This is a genomic window from Oceanobacillus sp. FSL W8-0428, from assembly GCF_038004405.1.
Lineage (GTDB): Bacteria > Bacillota > Bacilli > Bacillales > Amphibacillaceae > Oceanobacillus > Oceanobacillus sojae.
In genome coordinates this window covers 599,382-615,257 of record NZ_JBBORB010000001.1, presented here as the reverse complement: position 1 = coordinate 615,257, position 15,876 = coordinate 599,382, and the positions used below count along the sequence as shown (strand labels likewise).

At 40.0% G+C, this 15,876-nt stretch carries 13 protein-coding genes; 4 read left to right on the top strand and 9 right to left on the bottom strand.

Translation table 11 applies throughout. The features are described from left to right. The first annotated feature begins 2 nt into the window (after positions 1-2). Positions 3-3,074, top strand: coding sequence for an efflux RND transporter permease subunit (locus tag MKY30_RS02645; RefSeq protein ID WP_341082747.1), 3,072 nt, complete (start codon positions 3-5; stop codon positions 3,072-3,074). A gap of 205 nt (positions 3,075-3,279) precedes the next feature. After that, positions 3,280-3,573: a hypothetical protein gene (locus MKY30_RS02640; protein ID WP_147212641.1), complete on the top strand. Its 294-nt coding sequence runs from the start codon at positions 3,280-3,282 to the stop codon at positions 3,571-3,573. A 57-nt stretch (positions 3,574-3,630) separates the two neighbouring features. Here the strand turns inward: MKY30_RS02640 and zwf are convergent, their stop codons facing one another. Next, complete coding sequence (zwf, locus tag MKY30_RS02635) at positions 3,631-5,106, bottom strand: glucose-6-phosphate dehydrogenase (protein WP_147212628.1); 1,476 nt, start codon at positions 5,104-5,106, stop codon at positions 3,631-3,633. A gap of 583 nt (positions 5,107-5,689) precedes the next feature. On the opposite strand from zwf, the gene MKY30_RS02630 reads away from it, so the two are divergent. Then, positions 5,690-6,133 carry a helix-turn-helix domain-containing protein gene (locus tag MKY30_RS02630; RefSeq protein ID WP_341082746.1) on the top strand — a complete coding sequence of 148 codons (444 nt, stop codon included), beginning with the start codon at positions 5,690-5,692 and terminating at the stop codon, positions 6,131-6,133. A gap of 93 nt (positions 6,134-6,226) precedes the next feature. On the opposite strand, the gene MKY30_RS02625 is transcribed toward MKY30_RS02630, so the two are convergent. From MKY30_RS02625 to MKY30_RS02615, 3 genes are all read right to left on the bottom strand, one after another. Beyond that, positions 6,227-6,670: a threonine/serine exporter family protein gene (locus tag MKY30_RS02625; RefSeq protein WP_147212627.1), complete on the bottom strand. Its 444-nt coding sequence runs from the start codon at positions 6,668-6,670 to the stop codon at positions 6,227-6,229. Positions 6,671-6,721: 51 nt separating this feature from the next. Next, positions 6,722-7,474: a threonine/serine exporter family protein gene (locus tag MKY30_RS02620; protein ID WP_147212626.1), complete on the bottom strand. Its 753-nt coding sequence runs from the start codon at positions 7,472-7,474 to the stop codon at positions 6,722-6,724. Between the two features lie 161 nt (positions 7,475-7,635). Beyond that, positions 7,636-8,049, bottom strand: coding sequence for a hypothetical protein (locus MKY30_RS02615; protein ID WP_341082743.1), 414 nt, complete (start codon positions 8,047-8,049; stop codon positions 7,636-7,638). Between the two features lie 308 nt (positions 8,050-8,357). Here MKY30_RS02615 and MKY30_RS02610 point away from each other — a divergent pair, with 308 nt between their 5' ends. Beyond that, entirely contained in the window at positions 8,358-9,467 is a 1,110-nt protein-coding gene (locus tag MKY30_RS02610) for a glycosyltransferase family 4 protein (protein WP_341082741.1), read from the top strand. Positions 9,468-9,514: 47 nt separating this feature from the next. On the opposite strand, the gene csaB is transcribed toward MKY30_RS02610, so the two are convergent. The 5 genes from csaB to tagD form a co-directional block, all read right to left on the bottom strand. Then, a complete protein-coding gene (csaB, locus tag MKY30_RS02605; RefSeq protein WP_341082739.1) occupies positions 9,515-10,579 on the bottom strand; it encodes a polysaccharide pyruvyl transferase CsaB in 1,065 nt (354 codons plus the stop codon). Between the two features lie 52 nt (positions 10,580-10,631). Beyond that, positions 10,632-12,485: a DUF5693 family protein gene (locus tag MKY30_RS02600; RefSeq protein WP_341082737.1), complete on the bottom strand. Its 1,854-nt coding sequence runs from the start codon at positions 12,483-12,485 to the stop codon at positions 10,632-10,634. A 20-nt stretch (positions 12,486-12,505) separates the two neighbouring features. Further along, positions 12,506-14,020: a putative polysaccharide biosynthesis protein gene (locus MKY30_RS02595; protein ID WP_341082736.1), complete on the bottom strand. Its 1,515-nt coding sequence runs from the start codon at positions 14,018-14,020 to the stop codon at positions 12,506-12,508. A gap of 269 nt (positions 14,021-14,289) precedes the next feature. Continuing rightward, on the bottom strand, positions 14,290-15,474 hold the full coding sequence (locus MKY30_RS02590; RefSeq protein WP_341082735.1) for a CDP-glycerol glycerophosphotransferase family protein: 1,185 nt from the start codon (positions 15,472-15,474) through the stop codon (positions 14,290-14,292). Continuing rightward, positions 15,467-15,865, bottom strand: a complete 399-nt coding sequence (tagD, locus tag MKY30_RS02585) for a glycerol-3-phosphate cytidylyltransferase (RefSeq protein ID WP_341082733.1) — start codon at positions 15,863-15,865, stop codon at positions 15,467-15,469. Before tagD ends, MKY30_RS02590 begins: the two co-directional genes overlap by 8 nt. Between the last annotated feature and the right edge of the window lie 11 nt (positions 15,866-15,876).

Below are 15,876 nucleotides of genomic sequence, written 5' to 3'. Positions count from 1 at the left end.
TTTTGAAGCAGCTTATAAGAACTTCTGTAAAACGGCCAATTGGTGTCATTATGATTGTATTAGCTGTTCTTGCTTTAGGATTCATGTCACTGCGTAATCTTGCAGTTGATCTTTTCCCTGAAATAGATTTGCCGGTAGCTGTTGTAGCCACTAATTATCAGGATGCAGCGCCTGAAGACGTGCAGAATTTAATCAGCAGACCACTTGAGTCAGCGGTGAGTGCAGTCGAAGGAATAGATACCGTTCAATCACAATCGCAATCCGGTGCATCCATGGTTATGATTATGTTTCAAAATGGAACAGATTTAGATCAGGCCTTACTTGATGTAAGGGAGCAAGTCGATCAAGTAAAAGGATTCTTACCTGAAGGAGCAGGAGAGCCGAATATTCTTCGCTTTAGCCCAGATTCGCTTCCGGTAATGTACTTAGGATTGACTGGTGATGATTTAGCAGAACTAACAGAAATAGCAGATCAGCAAATCGTCCCTTTCTTTGAAAGACAGGAGGGCGTAGCCTCCGTTTCCATTGAAGGAGGACTGGAAAGAGAGATTCAGGTTGAGTTAGATGAAGCAAGTCTGGAGCAATACGGCATATCCCCCCAAGCGGTGATGGATACCCTAAGAAGTGAAAACAGCTCTTCTTCCATTGGCACCGTCGAACAGGGGAATCAGGATTTACAAATTCGTGTCGTCGGTGAATTTGAAACAACCGAAGACATTGAAAATACACAAATTCAATCAGAGGCAGGCGGTATTGTTCGTGTTTCCGATATTGCAACGGTACAGGACGATTTTAAGGATGTTTCCTCTGAAACCATGGTAAACGGGGAGCATGCACTTGTTCTGTCTGTAATGAAGCAGACGGATGCAAATACAGTAGAAGTGGCAACAAATATCAAGGATGCAATGCCGGGAGTCATTGAAGAATTGCCGGAAGGTCTTGATTTGAAAACAATCATTGATACATCTGAATTTATCGAGATGTCCATTGATTCTGTAATGAATAATATTTTAATTGGAGGAGCAATTGCTTTTGTAATTCTGCTCTTATTCTTAAAGAGTATTCGGGCAACGATTGTTATTGGATTATCAATCCCAATTGCTATTATCGCAACCTTTGCGCTTATGTACTTTACAGGCCAGACATTGAATGTTCTTTCTCTGGGAGGACTGGCACTCGGAATCGGTATGATGCTTGATTGTTCAATAATTATATTGGAGAATATCTTCTCGTACCGCAGAAGAGGCTACAGTCTGTTTGAAGCAGCAACCAAGGGATCTATTGAGCTGGCACCGGCAGTTATTGCCTCGACAACAACGACATTAGTAGTGTTCCTGCCAATCGTTTTTGTAGAAGGTATATCATCTGATTTATTTACACCATTGGCACTTACGGTATCCTTCTCTCTGGTGGCTTCCTTAGTTGTTGCAGTTACCCTGGTTCCAATGCTGTCTTCCAAGCTGTTAGCAAATGTCATGGAAGGCTCAGGAAAAAGATATTGGTTTGATCAATTCTTAAACTGGTTAAAGGATCGCTATGGAAATGGCCTGGAAAAGGTCTTGAAATTTAGAAAAACAACCGTGCTGGTAACGATTTTAGCGATTGCAGGAAGTCTTTTTCTAATCCCGCGAATCGGTATGGAATTTATGCCGTCAGCAGACCAGGGTCAGGCGCAGATTTCAGTGGAAACTCCGCCGGGAAGCAGTTTAGAGTATACAATGAATATTACAGAACAAGTAGATGAGATTTTAGCAGACTATGAGGAATATATGGAGGTCAATTATGTAACCATTGGATCCTCCGGCTTTACTGGAAGCATAAACCAGTCAAACTATACGCTGCAATTAGTACCGGCAGCTGAACGTGACCGCTCAACGGGACAGATTATGGTGGAAATTGATGAACGGGTACAGCATATTGCAGGTGCTGATATTACCGCCTCTGCCACGGATGGCGGTATGCAGATGGGAGACCCGATAACGATACAATTAAACGGACCTGAAAATGAGACGCTTATTGATTTATCGGAGCAGGTGCTCACAGAGGTAGAAGAGATAGAAGGCGTTACTAATCTATCCTCCACAGCAGAAGATGGTATCCCGCAAATGGAGATTCGTGTAGACGAGGATCTTGCATCCGGCTATGGTTTATCAGGAGCGCAAATCACCAGCCAGCTGGAAATGAAGTTTTCCGGACAGGTAATTGGGCAGTATCGTGAAGGTGGACAGGAAATTGATATTAGTCTTTCCTATCCGGAAGATACGCGTACAAGCATTGAGGATCTGTTGGATACAAGCATTCAATCACCATCAGGAGCAACAGTGCCATTGGATGAACTGGTCGAGATAGAACAGGCAGAAGGCCCACAGACACTATTGAGAGAAAATCAGCAGGCACAGATGAATATCAGCTCCGGTGTGGTTGACCGTGATTTAGGAAGCGTGGTATCGGATATAGAATCGAAGCTTAATCAAATGGACTTTCCTGAAGGCTACAGCTATAGTATTGGCGGTCAGGCAGAAGATATGGAAGATGCCTTTATGGATCTTGGATTAGCACTCATCTTTTCGATTTTCTTAGTGTATATCGTTCTCGCTGTACAATTTGAAAATCTCCTGCAGCCATTTATTATTATGTTTGCACTGCCAACAACTATTATCGGTGTTATCGGCGGATTATTTATAACCAATATCTCCCTTAGTGTGGCCGGATTTATCGGCATCATAATGCTCGCCGGTATTGTTGTAAATAACTCCATCGTTCTTGTAGACTATATCAATATTCTGCGCAAACGGGGCATGGATCAGCTGGAAGCGATCATTGAAGCGGGACGATCCAGACTGCGTCCAATTCTAATGACGTCCCTCACCACAATTCTGGCAATGATTCCATTAGGACTTGGCATCGGTGAAGGAGCAGAATTGCAGCAGCCATTAGCAGTAACGATTATCTTTGGGCTGACTGTTTCCAGTATTTTCACCTTATTCTTTGTACCTGTCATCTATCTGATATTTGATAATATGACGAAGAAAGTAAAGGAAAGAAGAAAACGTAAGAAAGCGGCAAAAAGCTAATTAAAAGAGTGAAAAAAGAAGGTCAGCTCTCGCTATAAAGGTAAAAAGTTTATTGGCGGGAGCTTCCTTTTTTAATAAAGTTTAGCGTAGTAGAAAAATTTTTAATGATAAAGTAAAAATATATCGATTTTCTGTAAAAAATGTCCGTTTTAGTCGAAAATCGGGTATGATAAAAGAAAAGGAAAGCAAGGAGAAGGTGGATAAAATGGTATTATCTCAAATTATGCAATTACTGACAGGAATATTTGAAGGGCTGCTTGGAATTCCGCTTTTTGGCGGCCTATATATTATGGGATCCGGCTATACGCCATTATTTGTAATGCTGGTTCTTCATATTATCACGCTGGTGCTTGCCAGCCGTGATAGAAGATGGATAGCGGGAAGTGTTTTAGGAATTATTACAAGTATTATTGGATTTATCCCGATTGTTGGTATGGTGATGCATTGGATAACAAGTATCGTGCTTATTGTTTCCGTATTTCAATCAAGAAGATATTAAAAATAAGCCTCTTGCAATCTCAGCAAGAGGCTTATTTTTCGTTATCATTGGATAGTTTTATTCAGGCCACCAGCGGAAGCCATCTTTTTCAAGTAACTCGTCTGCAGCTTTTGGCCCCATAGATCCAGATTCATAATTCGGGAACTCCGCCTTTTGTTTTGCCCAGCTGGCTAAAAGACGATCGACAAACTCCCAAGACAATGCTACCTCATCCCAGTGTGTAAAGTTGGTTGCATCGCCAAGCATACTGTCGTAGATAAGCTTTTCGTAGGCCTCTGGGGTGTTAATGCCGGATTGAGCATCCTGATGATAAGCAAGCTGAATAGGCTCTGTTAAATTGCCATTACCAGTTTTCTTCGCATTCAGGTGAAGTGTAATTCCTTCATTTGGCTGAATATTAATGACAAGTAAATTAGGATTGCGTAAATCATCTTTTTTATGATAAAGGTTCATAGGAATATCTTTAAATTCGACAACAATTTTTGTTGATTTTTCTTTCATACGCTTCCCGGTACGAATATAAAAAGGAACACCGGCCCAGCGGTAGTTATCAATCGCCAGCTTGCCGGCAACAAAGGTTTCTGTTTCAGAATCTTTTAGCTCTTCTGCTTCATCCTGATAGCCGATGACCTCTTCACCGTTTACATTCCCCGCACCGTATTGGCCGCGGACAAAATACTTGCTGACTTTTTCTTCTTTTATAGGACGCAATGCACGTAATACCTTTATTTTTTCAGAACGGATTTCTTCCGTACTTAGATTAATCGGCGGCTCCATAGCAAGCAGGGCAACCATTTGCATCATATGGTTTTGAATCATATCTCTAGTTGCACCAGATTTATCGTAATAGTGCGCACGCTCTTCTACACCAAGAGTCTCACTGCTGGTAACTTGAATATTATTGATAAACTGATTATTCCACAGGTGCTCAAAGATCCCGTTCGCAAAACGGATAACTTCAATGTTTTGAACCATTTCTTTTCCAAGGTAATGATCAATACGGTAGATTTGATTTTCTTCAAAAGCGGCCTGGAGTTCTTTATTTAATTTTTTAGCGGATGGTAAGTCATGTCCAAATGGTTTTTCGATAACTAATCGTGTCCAGCCTGAAGTCTCTTTTAAACCATGGTTTTTCAGCTGATTTGCAATGGTACCGAAAAAGTCTGGGGCCATTGCTAAGTAGAACAGGCGGTTTCCACCCGTTTGATATTTTTTCTCGAGAGATTCCACCATATCCTTTAAGTCATTATAGGAATCCGTAGATGTCACATCAAACGATCTATAGTAAAAATGAGAAGTGAATTCGGATACGTCTTCGCCTTCAGAAATTAAGCCCTGAATCGATTCCTCTACTTTTTCGCGGATAATATTATTATCCCATCCGCGGCGGGCGAGACCGATAACTGCAAAATCCTCATCTAATTTCCCACTCTTATAAAGACGATAGATGGATGGGTACAGCTTGCGATTTGCCAAATCTCCAGTTGCTCCAAAAATCACAATAGTTGCTTTTGGTTGTATAGTTTCACTCATGATTATATTCCTCAATTCTTTAGTTTATAAAGATGTTAACAGTACTTGTTCAAAAAGCTGAAAAATAACGCATCTGCTGATATTTCTGCTGTCAGTTTGCTATTTTATGGAGCTTTTGAACATTCTTTAAAAACATTAAAAATACCCTAAAGATTAGAAGGGGATTAATCATTAACTTTACAGAATGAACAGTATCTTTGTCAATATATATACCTGTGAAAACCAGAAAATTAATTAATTTTTCAGAATTTAAATGGAACAACCTGTTATTGTTGGAAAATAAAGCGTTAACAGTGGAAACGGAATATCTGTATTTTTAAAAAATAAGATAGTATATAAAAATACTGGAGTCAGCCGCTACAGAAATACACTCCGCTTTCCGTGGGCTTGAGCCCAGCCTCCTCGAAAGAATGTTCCTTTATTTTTCTTACTTCTATGCCAAACACCGCAAACCGATTTGAGTTATTATAGGAAGAAAGAAGAGCCGGCTCAATTCAGAATAGATACACCCACCCAGGACGTACTCCAATTTAATTTTTTACAACTGCACTCGACCAAGAAAAACTGGAGAGAATATATTCAATTGGATAACCTGGCTGTGGCAGCATTACTCAGCCAGATGGGCTATGAAGCGCATGAACGTGTCCAGGTGAAATTAGAATTTCTGCGAATAATCATCCGGATGATTATTAATCCAGCTAAAATGGAATTCCTATATGGATTTTTCGAGACTTATTTGAAACTAAATAAAGAGGAGGAGGCGCAAATGATGGAGAAAACCGAAAACTTGCCGGAAGGGGAGAAGGAAGTCATGTTGCAATTGCCAAATTCATATTTTGAAAAGGGGAAACAAGAGGGTATAGAAGAAGGAAAACTGGAAGGTATAGAAGAGGGAATGAAAAAAGGAATAGAAAAAGAGAAGCAAGAAGTAGTTTTAAAATTGATAGAAAAAGGTATGCCTATCAGTGAAATCGCAGACATTACAGAACTGAGCCAGGAAGAAATTAGAAAATTTGCAGGCGAATAAGCAACCCGCAATATAACAGTAATAAAAGTGAGCCCTAATCGACTCACTTTTTAATATCAAAATAAAGCTTTAATTAAAGAACTCCTGCGCAGATTACTGCTTCGCCTTCTGCAGCTTTGTCATAATTTGATTAATAACCTGGGAAAACATTAAACCTATCGCAATACCTCCAGCCAGCAGCATCACCTGGGCGGAGAGCTGGATAGCTGTATTATAATCATTCTCCACAAAGTTCCGCATTGCATTATAGGCGACACCGCCGGGAACAAGCGGGATAATGCCGGATACAGTGAATATAATAATTGGACGCTTTAGAATACGTGAACATACCTGACTGAGAATAGAGACAAGAATAGCTGCGAACGCTGTTGCAGCAACGATATCCACTTGATAATTCGTCAGCGTATAAAAGAAAATCCAGCCGATCATCCCGACAAGACCGCATGGAATTAATGATTTTTTAGGTGCATTAAATAATACCCCGAAGCCTGCAGATGCAATAAAACTGGCGGCAAGCTGTACGATTATCTCTAACATTTTGTTCCATCCTCCATTCAATAGGCTGCCTGAAAATTTTTAAAAAACTTCTTAAACCGGGAAAAATCCATAAACAATCGCAATCCCTGCCCCAATAGCCACAGCGGTGAGCAAGGACTCAATTCCCTTAGAAACACCAGAAACAAGATGACCGGCCATTAAATCACGGATGGCGTTGGTAATTGGAAGACCGGGGACAAGGGGCATTACAGCACCGATAATAATCATTTCCAGACTGCCGCCAAATCCAAATGAAAAACAGGATAAGGCTATTAAACCGACGAACGATGCTCCAAAAAACTCTGCCAGGAAACGAATTTCAATCATTTTATCAAAAAGAATCATTGTCAGATAGCCGATTCCTCCGGCAAGACAAGCTGGCAGAAAATCCAGCCAGATTCCGCCAAACATTAAGGAAAAGCATCCGCTCACCAATGCTGCCGCCAGCACCTGAAAGCTTAACGAAAAAGTCGGCACATTTTTTTCTAAGGCTTTCAGCTTATCATAAGCAGTGGAAAGCGGCATTTGATGGGCAACAATTTCCCGGGAAAGCTGATTTACCTCATCTATTTTATGCAGGTCAGTAGCTCGCTTGGTAATCCGTAGGAAATAACTGCTTGATGTATAATCGAGAGAGAAGTGTAAGCCGGTCAATGTAGCATAGCTTTGGGGGTTTTCTACACCGTAACACCGTGCAATCCGGTCCATTGTATCCTCAACCCGGTAAGTCTCAGCTCCAGAAGCCAGCATTATCTTCCCGGCCAGTAAACAAATTTTTTCTACTGTAACAGACGGCTTACTCAAAACATAACCCCCATTTCCGAATCAGAACGATAACATTCTATATTATAAGTAATCAAAGCTGCGAAATAAAGCTATAAACCAAATTTTCTAAGATAAGCTGAGGATTTTCAGGTACAGCAAAAGAGCAGACAGAAAAAATCCTGATGTAAAGCACATCAGGATTAAAGTACTGTCAAAAGTATAAAAATAATTGCAATAAAAGGTATCGAGTTTGCTAAAGCAATCGTAAGAAATATCAACATTTGAAGACGCTGCTTCACGTCTTGTTCGACATTACCTGCAGGCGACCGCTGGGAGAAAATATAAAACATATTAAAAACAATTAAAACGGCAATAATTGCAATTGGAACATATGCGTCGGCCATTTCCAACGGTTCCCCGGGCGAAAAAGTAAAGCCAAGCACAACCATGACGATAGGCAAAAATTCTACGAGAGCAACCTTCGTGAAAAAACTCGACATATACTGCGGAATCTTTTCAGGCTCGGTCAGCACATTATCCACTGTGGAACGGAATACACCGATTATTCCCACTACAGCAATAGCAGCTGCTAATACAAAAATATACAAATACATGCTGGAGCACCTCCTTCTAGAGAAACTGTTTAGTAATGAATGTACCATAACTTTATTCTTAATAAAAGCTGCACTTTACCTATTTCTGTATGAGCAGAATCCCGCCATGAAAGTTTCCTGAAGAATAATCGGATAAATCATTGCGCAATCTAGGAAGAGTCTTATATAATTTAAAGAAGTCGACCGGAAATAATGTCGAAAAAAGAAAGGTAGTGGAAATGGAATAGGGAGCTTACCCTGTTCTCTTTTACTGCTGTCAGCTAAGTGGATGCTGAAGACAAGCGAATTGTAATACCTAGGAGAATACTATGTTTAACTATTTGGATTTAACAATAGCCTTTTTTATTTCTGCAATTACGGCATTACTGGTTACGTACCCGGTAAAGAAGCTGGCAGTGAAATTAGGAATAATGGATAAACCGAATCACCGGAAAATACATCAAAAAGCTACGCCAAGATTAGGCGGGTTAGCCATTTTTATTGGCGCTCTGTTTGGTATGATTTACTTGCAGCCAAGCCATATCTATGTGGATGAAATTCTGATTGGTTCTATTATCATTCTGATTACAGGGGCGCTTGATGATAAGTACACGATACGTCCCATCATTAAATTATCAGGGCAGGTTATTGCTGCAAGTCTGCTTATTTATGCAGGCCTGGTAATTGAACGTATCACGATTCCACTTTTAGGAGTTATTGAGCTGGGGTTTTTAGGTCCAGTGCTTACCTTCTTCTGGATTATCGGAATTACCAATGCGATTAATTTAATTGATGGACTAGACGGCCTGGCGACAGGGGTAACAACCATTGCCCTGATCAGCATCTTCGCAATGGCGCTTGTCGATTATCAGGTCCTGGTTGCTTATTTGTGTATTACTTTTATCGGGGCTAATATCGGCTTTTTATATCATAATTTTTACCCCGCCAAGATATATATGGGGGACACCGGCTCGAATTTGCTGGGGTACATTGTGGCAATCATTTCAATCTTAGGTTTGTTTAAAAACATTACCTTCTTCAGTTTTATTATTCCAGTTGTGATCCTGGCAGTGCCTATTTTTGACACACTGGTTGCAATGATTCGGCGCATGTATAACAAAGAAAGCATTATGACAGCAGACCGCCGTCATATTCACTACCAGTTAATTGATGCCGGCTACAGCCATCAAAAAACAGTTGTCATCATTTATCTGTTCAGTGCATTATTCGGGATAATCGGAATTCTCTTCTCAGAAGCTGATTTAACAATTTCTCTTTTCTTTACAGCTGTTATGATATTTCTTCTACATATTTTTGCCGAGCTGGCCGGGCTTGTTATGGGAGGCAAAAGGCCGGTAGTAACCATGCTACGCCGGGTCAAGACATTTATATTTAAACCGTTTAAAAAAAGAAAGAAATCAAGAAAAAGCAGTGATTGAGGTCACTGCTTTTTCTTGATTTAAAGGAAGATCACTGTTTCGATTACCTAGCTTGTTTTATGCATTTTAAACGTATTTAAAGCTGTTGATGCTGTAGCCTGTGCTTCCTGATGCAATTGTTTGACCTGCTGCCAGAGAGCGGGGTGCTCCCCCTTTGTATCTAACAGCTCCAGAACCTGTTTAAATAAAGTTTCTGCTGTCCAATTAAGCTTATCAACATGACCGACGACAGACTGTTCAAATTGCTTTGTGAGTGCGTCAATTTTGGGATCGTAAGACAAAGCGACAAAAGGCGTCATCGCCATTGCTGCAAAAATAAGTGCGTGAAGGCGCATCCCAATAAGTGCGTCTGCCTGGTGAATATGCGCCATTTTTTCTGTGAAAGAAGAAGTAACGGGAATCAAATTGCTTGGAGCGTGCATCGCTTGCTGAATTTCGAGAGAGGCAGCATAATCCTGCTGTCCATGCATCGGTAGAAATTCTATGGTATACCCTTGCTGATAGAGACGGTCTAAACAGATAGCTAACTGTTTTTTATAGGCGTGATAATCCATCCAGGCGCGTACGGCAACACAAATGATATTGGAGGACTTCTTTTCAGGAAAAGAGGTTTGCAGTCCAAGAACAGGATCTGGTACAACCTGAATAGCTTCCTTTACACCAATGATTTGTAAAAGTGATTTGGAATCTTTGTCTCTGACAGAAATATATTGCGAACGATTAAATAGATAAGAAACGAGGCGTCTGCTGGATAATCGGCGTAATGGGCCAATGCCCTGGGCATAGATACATACAGGGATTTTATGGAACCGGGCAAGCTGAATAACACCGGCATAATATAAAAGCGACCGGCTGCTGGTAACATCCTGAAATAAGGAACCGCCACCGCTGATTAACCCATCTGCCTTCCGCATGACCTGATTAATTTCAGCGAAGCGATGCCGGTTTACACTTTTAACCTGGAATGCTTTTTCAGTTTGATGAGGATGGTTCGATAAAACGGTGATTTCAAGAGCTGGATTCTCCCGGCGCAAGGCTGCAATAATACTATGTAAGATTGCTTCATCACCGGCATTATCAAAACCATAATAGCCAGATAAAATAACATGCATCGCTACATTCTCCTTTTAGAATTTCAGTGTTTATAAATAACCTTTTATTTACTTATTTTGCCCAGTATTTGCGTCCCCATACTACAAGGAACAGAAGGAAGTATCCCAGAATAACTCCAAACCCGATTCCATAAACAGACCGCAATAGAGAGATAAAAAGTGGGGAATGGAAATGGGTAAATGTATTAATCATCGATAAGAACCCAATGGAACCGATGACTAATAGAAATCTCCCGATAATTGGCTTCTTCGGTAAAAAGTAGAGACCGACAATCATTGCCGGGTAACCAATCAAGAATTCTTTCGTACGTGGACGAACATATAATATTTCTTCTAAGGTATGACGAATGGTAATTTCCAAAGGACTTACGAGGCTGCTATTTCCTGTCCGGATAATATAATAAGCAAAGATAAGCAGGAGACCGCCAGATGCAATAACATGCCAGACACGAACTTCCTGATTAAAAATATTTAGCAAAGAATGCCGATTTTGTTTTGTCAGGTAATACCCGAATAAAGCAAGGAGTACTAAGAAAGGCGGGATAATATGCAATAGCTTGATCCCCCGGAAAAGCTCTACTCCCGATATAAATTCATTGCCATTTAACAGCCCGATAATCAGCAGAATGCCAATCACCGTTATTCCTAATGCCTGCAAAAAAGAAAGCCAAACCGTTGCTCCTTTTTCAGCAGACTTCCACAGGTTTGCTCTTGAATTTGCACTGATTAGTACAGCGCAGACAGCAGTTAATACAGCAATGAGCCATGCAAATAGCTTTAAAAGGAGTAAATAATCCGTTATCAGCCAGGCAGCACCTGTAATAAACAATAGGGAAACCCCAGCTATTCGAATTATTTTAAAAGGAAGTAAGCTTAGCAATCCATAACTAAAAAAAACACCTGCAAAAAGAAGCAAGGGCTGAATCCAATTTGCCGAATCAACCGTCTGAAAAGGCCGGGCGTCCCCATGGATAAAATGAGCAGGCATTTGCTGTTGGAGTGTCTCTATAAAAGCAATCCCGTCCATTGAATTTTCAGGATTAACCGTAACAAGAATCGAACGGATATTTCTTTCCTTGATTGCTCGGACAGCCTGCTGCACGCTCTCTTCCAACGATTTTTCGCCAAGCGTAATCATATGTTGCCGAATAAATTGATAGTTTGTTTCTTTTGCTAAACCGGGCAATCCAGCGAGAGCAGTAAATTCCTGCTGATAAAAAGGAAGGTCATTCTTTTGCAGAGCATCACGAATAACTTGAATATTTTCCTCGAAAGGAAAGCCGGTAACTTCCCCTGATGAGAATAAAACACCTTGAAGGGAAGGGTGCTTATAGTTATGTAAAAGTGTACTTGACTCATAGTTGTTTTGATTAGGCAGGTTAAATACATAGTCTATAGCTGCCTTATGCAGCATTTGAATATAATAGGCATCATAGCCGATGTTTTCTTCCAGAACGCCAGGATTGGTGAAATAATAAAATCTTTCCCCTCCAATAATTCGATAATCCAAATAAAAATGCTGTGCCAAAAGATTCTCATAGGAAGACTGGCGGGGGATTGTTACATAGATGCCTTTTTCTACATAGCTATCCTTATATTCTGGAGAAAAGCGTAATGCCTCAGTAAGCTCTGCATCGGAATAAATACTTACCAGCTGATTCTCTTCCATCCGTGCCAGGGTTAAATAATCCAGTCGGACTTTTTCGAGTCCAGCTGCTTTGAATTCTTGAAGTACTTCATAATCTGAGCGATTTTCTGCTTCAGCAATTGCTCGTAAATTTTCAAATGGCACCATAATCTCATAAATGCGGTTGGCAGACTCCACTTCAGCCCGATTGAAAATCCCCGGCAAACTGATAATAAGTAAAAGCACAACCAGACTAAAAATATAAAATGGCTTTTTCATGAAATATAAACTCCTTCTTGCTACTTGCTTTGTTTGCTGGACTTTCGCCAGAAAAACAAAAAAGCAACAATGATAATAATTAAAAATATCCCGACAGCCAGGGAATAGAGGAACGCTTCTATCCGGCTATTTACACCAATTTCCCACATGGACACTGGAAAGCGAAGGATAAGGCCTAAACAGAGAGAAACAACCAATACAATGCGTAAAGAAACTGGAAATAAAGGCACATTCAGATGACGCTTCAATAAGAGGAAATTGAAAATGACTAATATGCCATAGCTAAATAACGTAATACTGGCCGCAGCCATTAAACCATATATAGGCAGAAATATCAGGTTACCAATCACTTTACTGACGATGGCTATACAAACGAATCCGGCTGCCTGCTTTTCATGGCCAAGTGCCTGTAAAATAGCTGTACTAAGCATTGCCAGCGCTAAAAACCCGCCACTGATAATTAGGACAACAATAATGGAATTGCCACTTGTATTGGTGAATAATGTAATATTTAGCGGCGTAATAAGCAAAGCGGAAATAATAACAACGGGCCAGGTGGTTAATTGCACAATAAACATGAGTTTAGAAACGGTTTGTTGCACCGTCACCAAATCTCCAGCTGCCCGCATACGGGAAAGATGTGGAATAAGCGGTGTAACAAGCGAAGCTGCAATCATCGTAATAACCTGGACAAAGACAATACCGCGGCTGTACACTCCAAATGCATACGGTACATTTTCTGCAGCGATACCAAAGTGCTGTAACCCATATGGGATGGTTAAGGAATCAACCACAGGTATCAAAGAGAAACTAAGCGACCCAAATGCAATTGGAATAGCCAGACTTAAAAGAGAAGTACTATCTGCTTTTAATTGTGCCCAGTTTGCCGTTCTAGCCGAAGCGGACAGGGGCTGCTTTCGATAAGCAAATAATAAATAAATCAAGGAAATACCTGCCCCCAGAAAAGAACCAATCATCATCCAGCCGGCAATCTCCGGATAGCTGAAATCAAGCCCTACAAGAATATAGACAACCAGCAGCATGATTCCTACCCGGAATATTTGCTCGATAATTTGTGAGATAGCTGTTTGATGCATCATTTCAAACCCTTGGAAATAACCGCGGTATACAGCCATATAAGGTGCAATAATCAAAGTAGCAGAAACCATAACTAAAGCAAAACGTGTCTGTTCACCGCCCAAAAGAGAAGATAAAGGAGAAGCAAACAGCCAGATAGCCAGAAAGCAGCTGATACCAAATAGAACAGCCAATAGACGGGCAGAATGAAATAAAGAAGTAATAGATGCATTGTCACCATACATCCGCTTTTCAGAAATCAATTTAGAAACAGCAATTGGAATTCCTGCGACAGACAGTGTTAACGTCAGCATATAGATTGGATAAACGATACTGAAGATACCAAGTAATTCATCCCCCGCAATATTTTGCATTGGAATACGGAACAGGCTGCCAATCAATTTTGACAGTGCGGAGGCAACCGTAAGAAATAAAGCTCCTTTGAATAGTGGATGCATCGGCAAAGCTCCTTTTTAAGCGATTGGGGGAAGGGAATTTCTTTAATCATGCTTATATAAATATGCTTTGATGTTAGTCTATCCAGAATTGTGGATTTTAGAAGAGGGATATTGGAAAAGTTAGAGTATGTATAAGTCTTTTGCGAAAATGCAATAATAGCAAAAGTGATGGGAAAGTAAAGAGAGGGAACGTCCAAGCAAATAGAAGATGAAGGGGCATACCATTTTTGAAAAACAAAAAAACATATACGCAAAAAGTGCGCATATGCTTAAACAGAAATTTTTCCAGCTTCTTTTTCTTCCGTTCCAGTAAGATACATTGCTAAATCATTGCTGGAATGACCTTGTGAATATTCATTATAAGTCTGATTAAAACGACGGATTTTTTCATAATCAAAGGCGTCTTCCTGAATTACTCGAATAATCTCATAGGTCGAATCGACAACTGGACCGGGAACTTCTTGTTCATAATCCTGAATTAAGCCGCTCTCGATTTTATATTCCTCTAAATCATATGCGAAGAAAATCATCGGTCTTTCCAAAATTGCATATTCAAATGGAATAGAAGAATAATCACTAATCAATAAATCAGTAATAAGCAGCAATTCATTTGTATCTTTATAATCGGATACGTCATAAATAAAGTCTTCATACAGTTCATAGTTAAATGACGCAGAAACAGCTGGATGCAGCTTGATAAATAGCACGTAATCATCAGAAAGCTCCTGATTCATACGATGTAAATCAAGCTCCAATTCATAGCTTTCTAAGGAATTGTTGCGAAACGTTGGTGTGTAGAGAATAATTTTGCGATCTCTGATACTAGGAAACTGTTTCTTTATATCGTTGTACACTTGCTCACGACGTTTTTGATCAAATAATAAATCAGAACGTGGAATTCCAGTCCGAATAATTTGTTGATCTGACATACCAAAGCTCTGCTTAAATGAATTTGCCATCTTCTCCGAGCCAACTACCGAATAATCAAAATGAGAATACACTTTTTTAAATCGGTTCATCGCTCGGTTACTGCGTAATTCGTTAGTTGGATCCTCTAATCCAAACCGTTTTAAAGCACCGGCTGCATGCCATAGCTGAATACAAGTTGTTCCGCTCCGGAAATTTGTAGATGCTAAGAAACCTTGATACGTATCTAACAGAATCGTTTTCGCCGTTGCTAAATGATAGATTGATTTCAAGAAATGAATGGGATGCTTCATTGTAAATGGAATAACCTTCACCCCTAAATCATCAAAATTATGTCGGCAGGAAGAATCTTTTAAAATATAAATCTCTTCGTTCGACAAATTTCGCAATGAAGCAACAGTGAAGGAAATATTATCCCCAAAAGAAGCGACGGCAACCGTCTTGTTCTTTTGGGGAAACCATTTACCTATTTCGAAGAGGATGCGAAAAGCAAATAAATATGCTGTAATCGCAAGCTCTCTAACCATTTCCTTTTAATTTCAAATCCTTTTTAATCTTTGTTGTTGAAATACCAACTGTACGAGGTAAATAAACGACTTCACAATAACCTTTTAAGAAGTCAAATTTACCTTCCCAGTCGTCACCCATCACAAAAACATCGACATCATGCTTTTGCACATCCTCAATTTTCTGCTCCCATGTTTCTTCGGCGATAACTTCATCTACATAGCGAATCGCTTCTAAAATCGCTTTTCGCTGTTCGAATGTATAGTAAGCTTTCTTTCCTTTTATTGCATTAAATTCATCTGCTGAAATTGCTACAATCAAATAGTCTCCAAATTCCTTTGCGCGTCTTAGTATATTGATATGTCCTGTATGAAGTAAATCAAACGTTCCGTACGTAATTACTTTCTTCATAATAGTACATA

Coding starts and splice junctions, on each gene's coding strand:
- MKY30_RS02640 (WP_147212641.1), top strand. CDS start 3,280: ATGGTATTATCTCAAATTATGCAATTACTGACAGGAATATTTGAAGGG.
- zwf (WP_147212628.1), bottom strand. CDS start 5,106: ATGAGTGAAACTATACAACCAAAAGCAACTATTGTGATTTTTGGAGCA.
- MKY30_RS02625 (WP_147212627.1), bottom strand. CDS start 6,670: ATGTTAGAGATAATCGTACAGCTTGCCGCCAGTTTTATTGCATCTGCA.
- MKY30_RS02615 (WP_341082743.1), bottom strand. CDS start 8,049: ATGTATTTGTATATTTTTGTATTAGCAGCTGCTATTGCTGTAGTGGGA.
- MKY30_RS02610 (WP_341082741.1), top strand. CDS start 8,358: ATGTTTAACTATTTGGATTTAACAATAGCCTTTTTTATTTCTGCAATT.
- csaB (WP_341082739.1), bottom strand. CDS start 10,579: ATGCATGTTATTTTATCTGGCTATTATGGTTTTGATAATGCCGGTGAT.
- MKY30_RS02600 (WP_341082737.1), bottom strand. CDS start 12,485: ATGAAAAAGCCATTTTATATTTTTAGTCTGGTTGTGCTTTTACTTATT.
- MKY30_RS02595 (WP_341082736.1), bottom strand. CDS start 14,020: ATGCATCCACTATTCAAAGGAGCTTTATTTCTTACGGTTGCCTCCGCA.
- MKY30_RS02590 (WP_341082735.1), bottom strand. CDS start 15,474: ATGGTTAGAGAGCTTGCGATTACAGCATATTTATTTGCTTTTCGCATC.
- tagD (WP_341082733.1), bottom strand. CDS start 15,865: ATGAAGAAAGTAATTACGTACGGAACGTTTGATTTACTTCATACAGGA.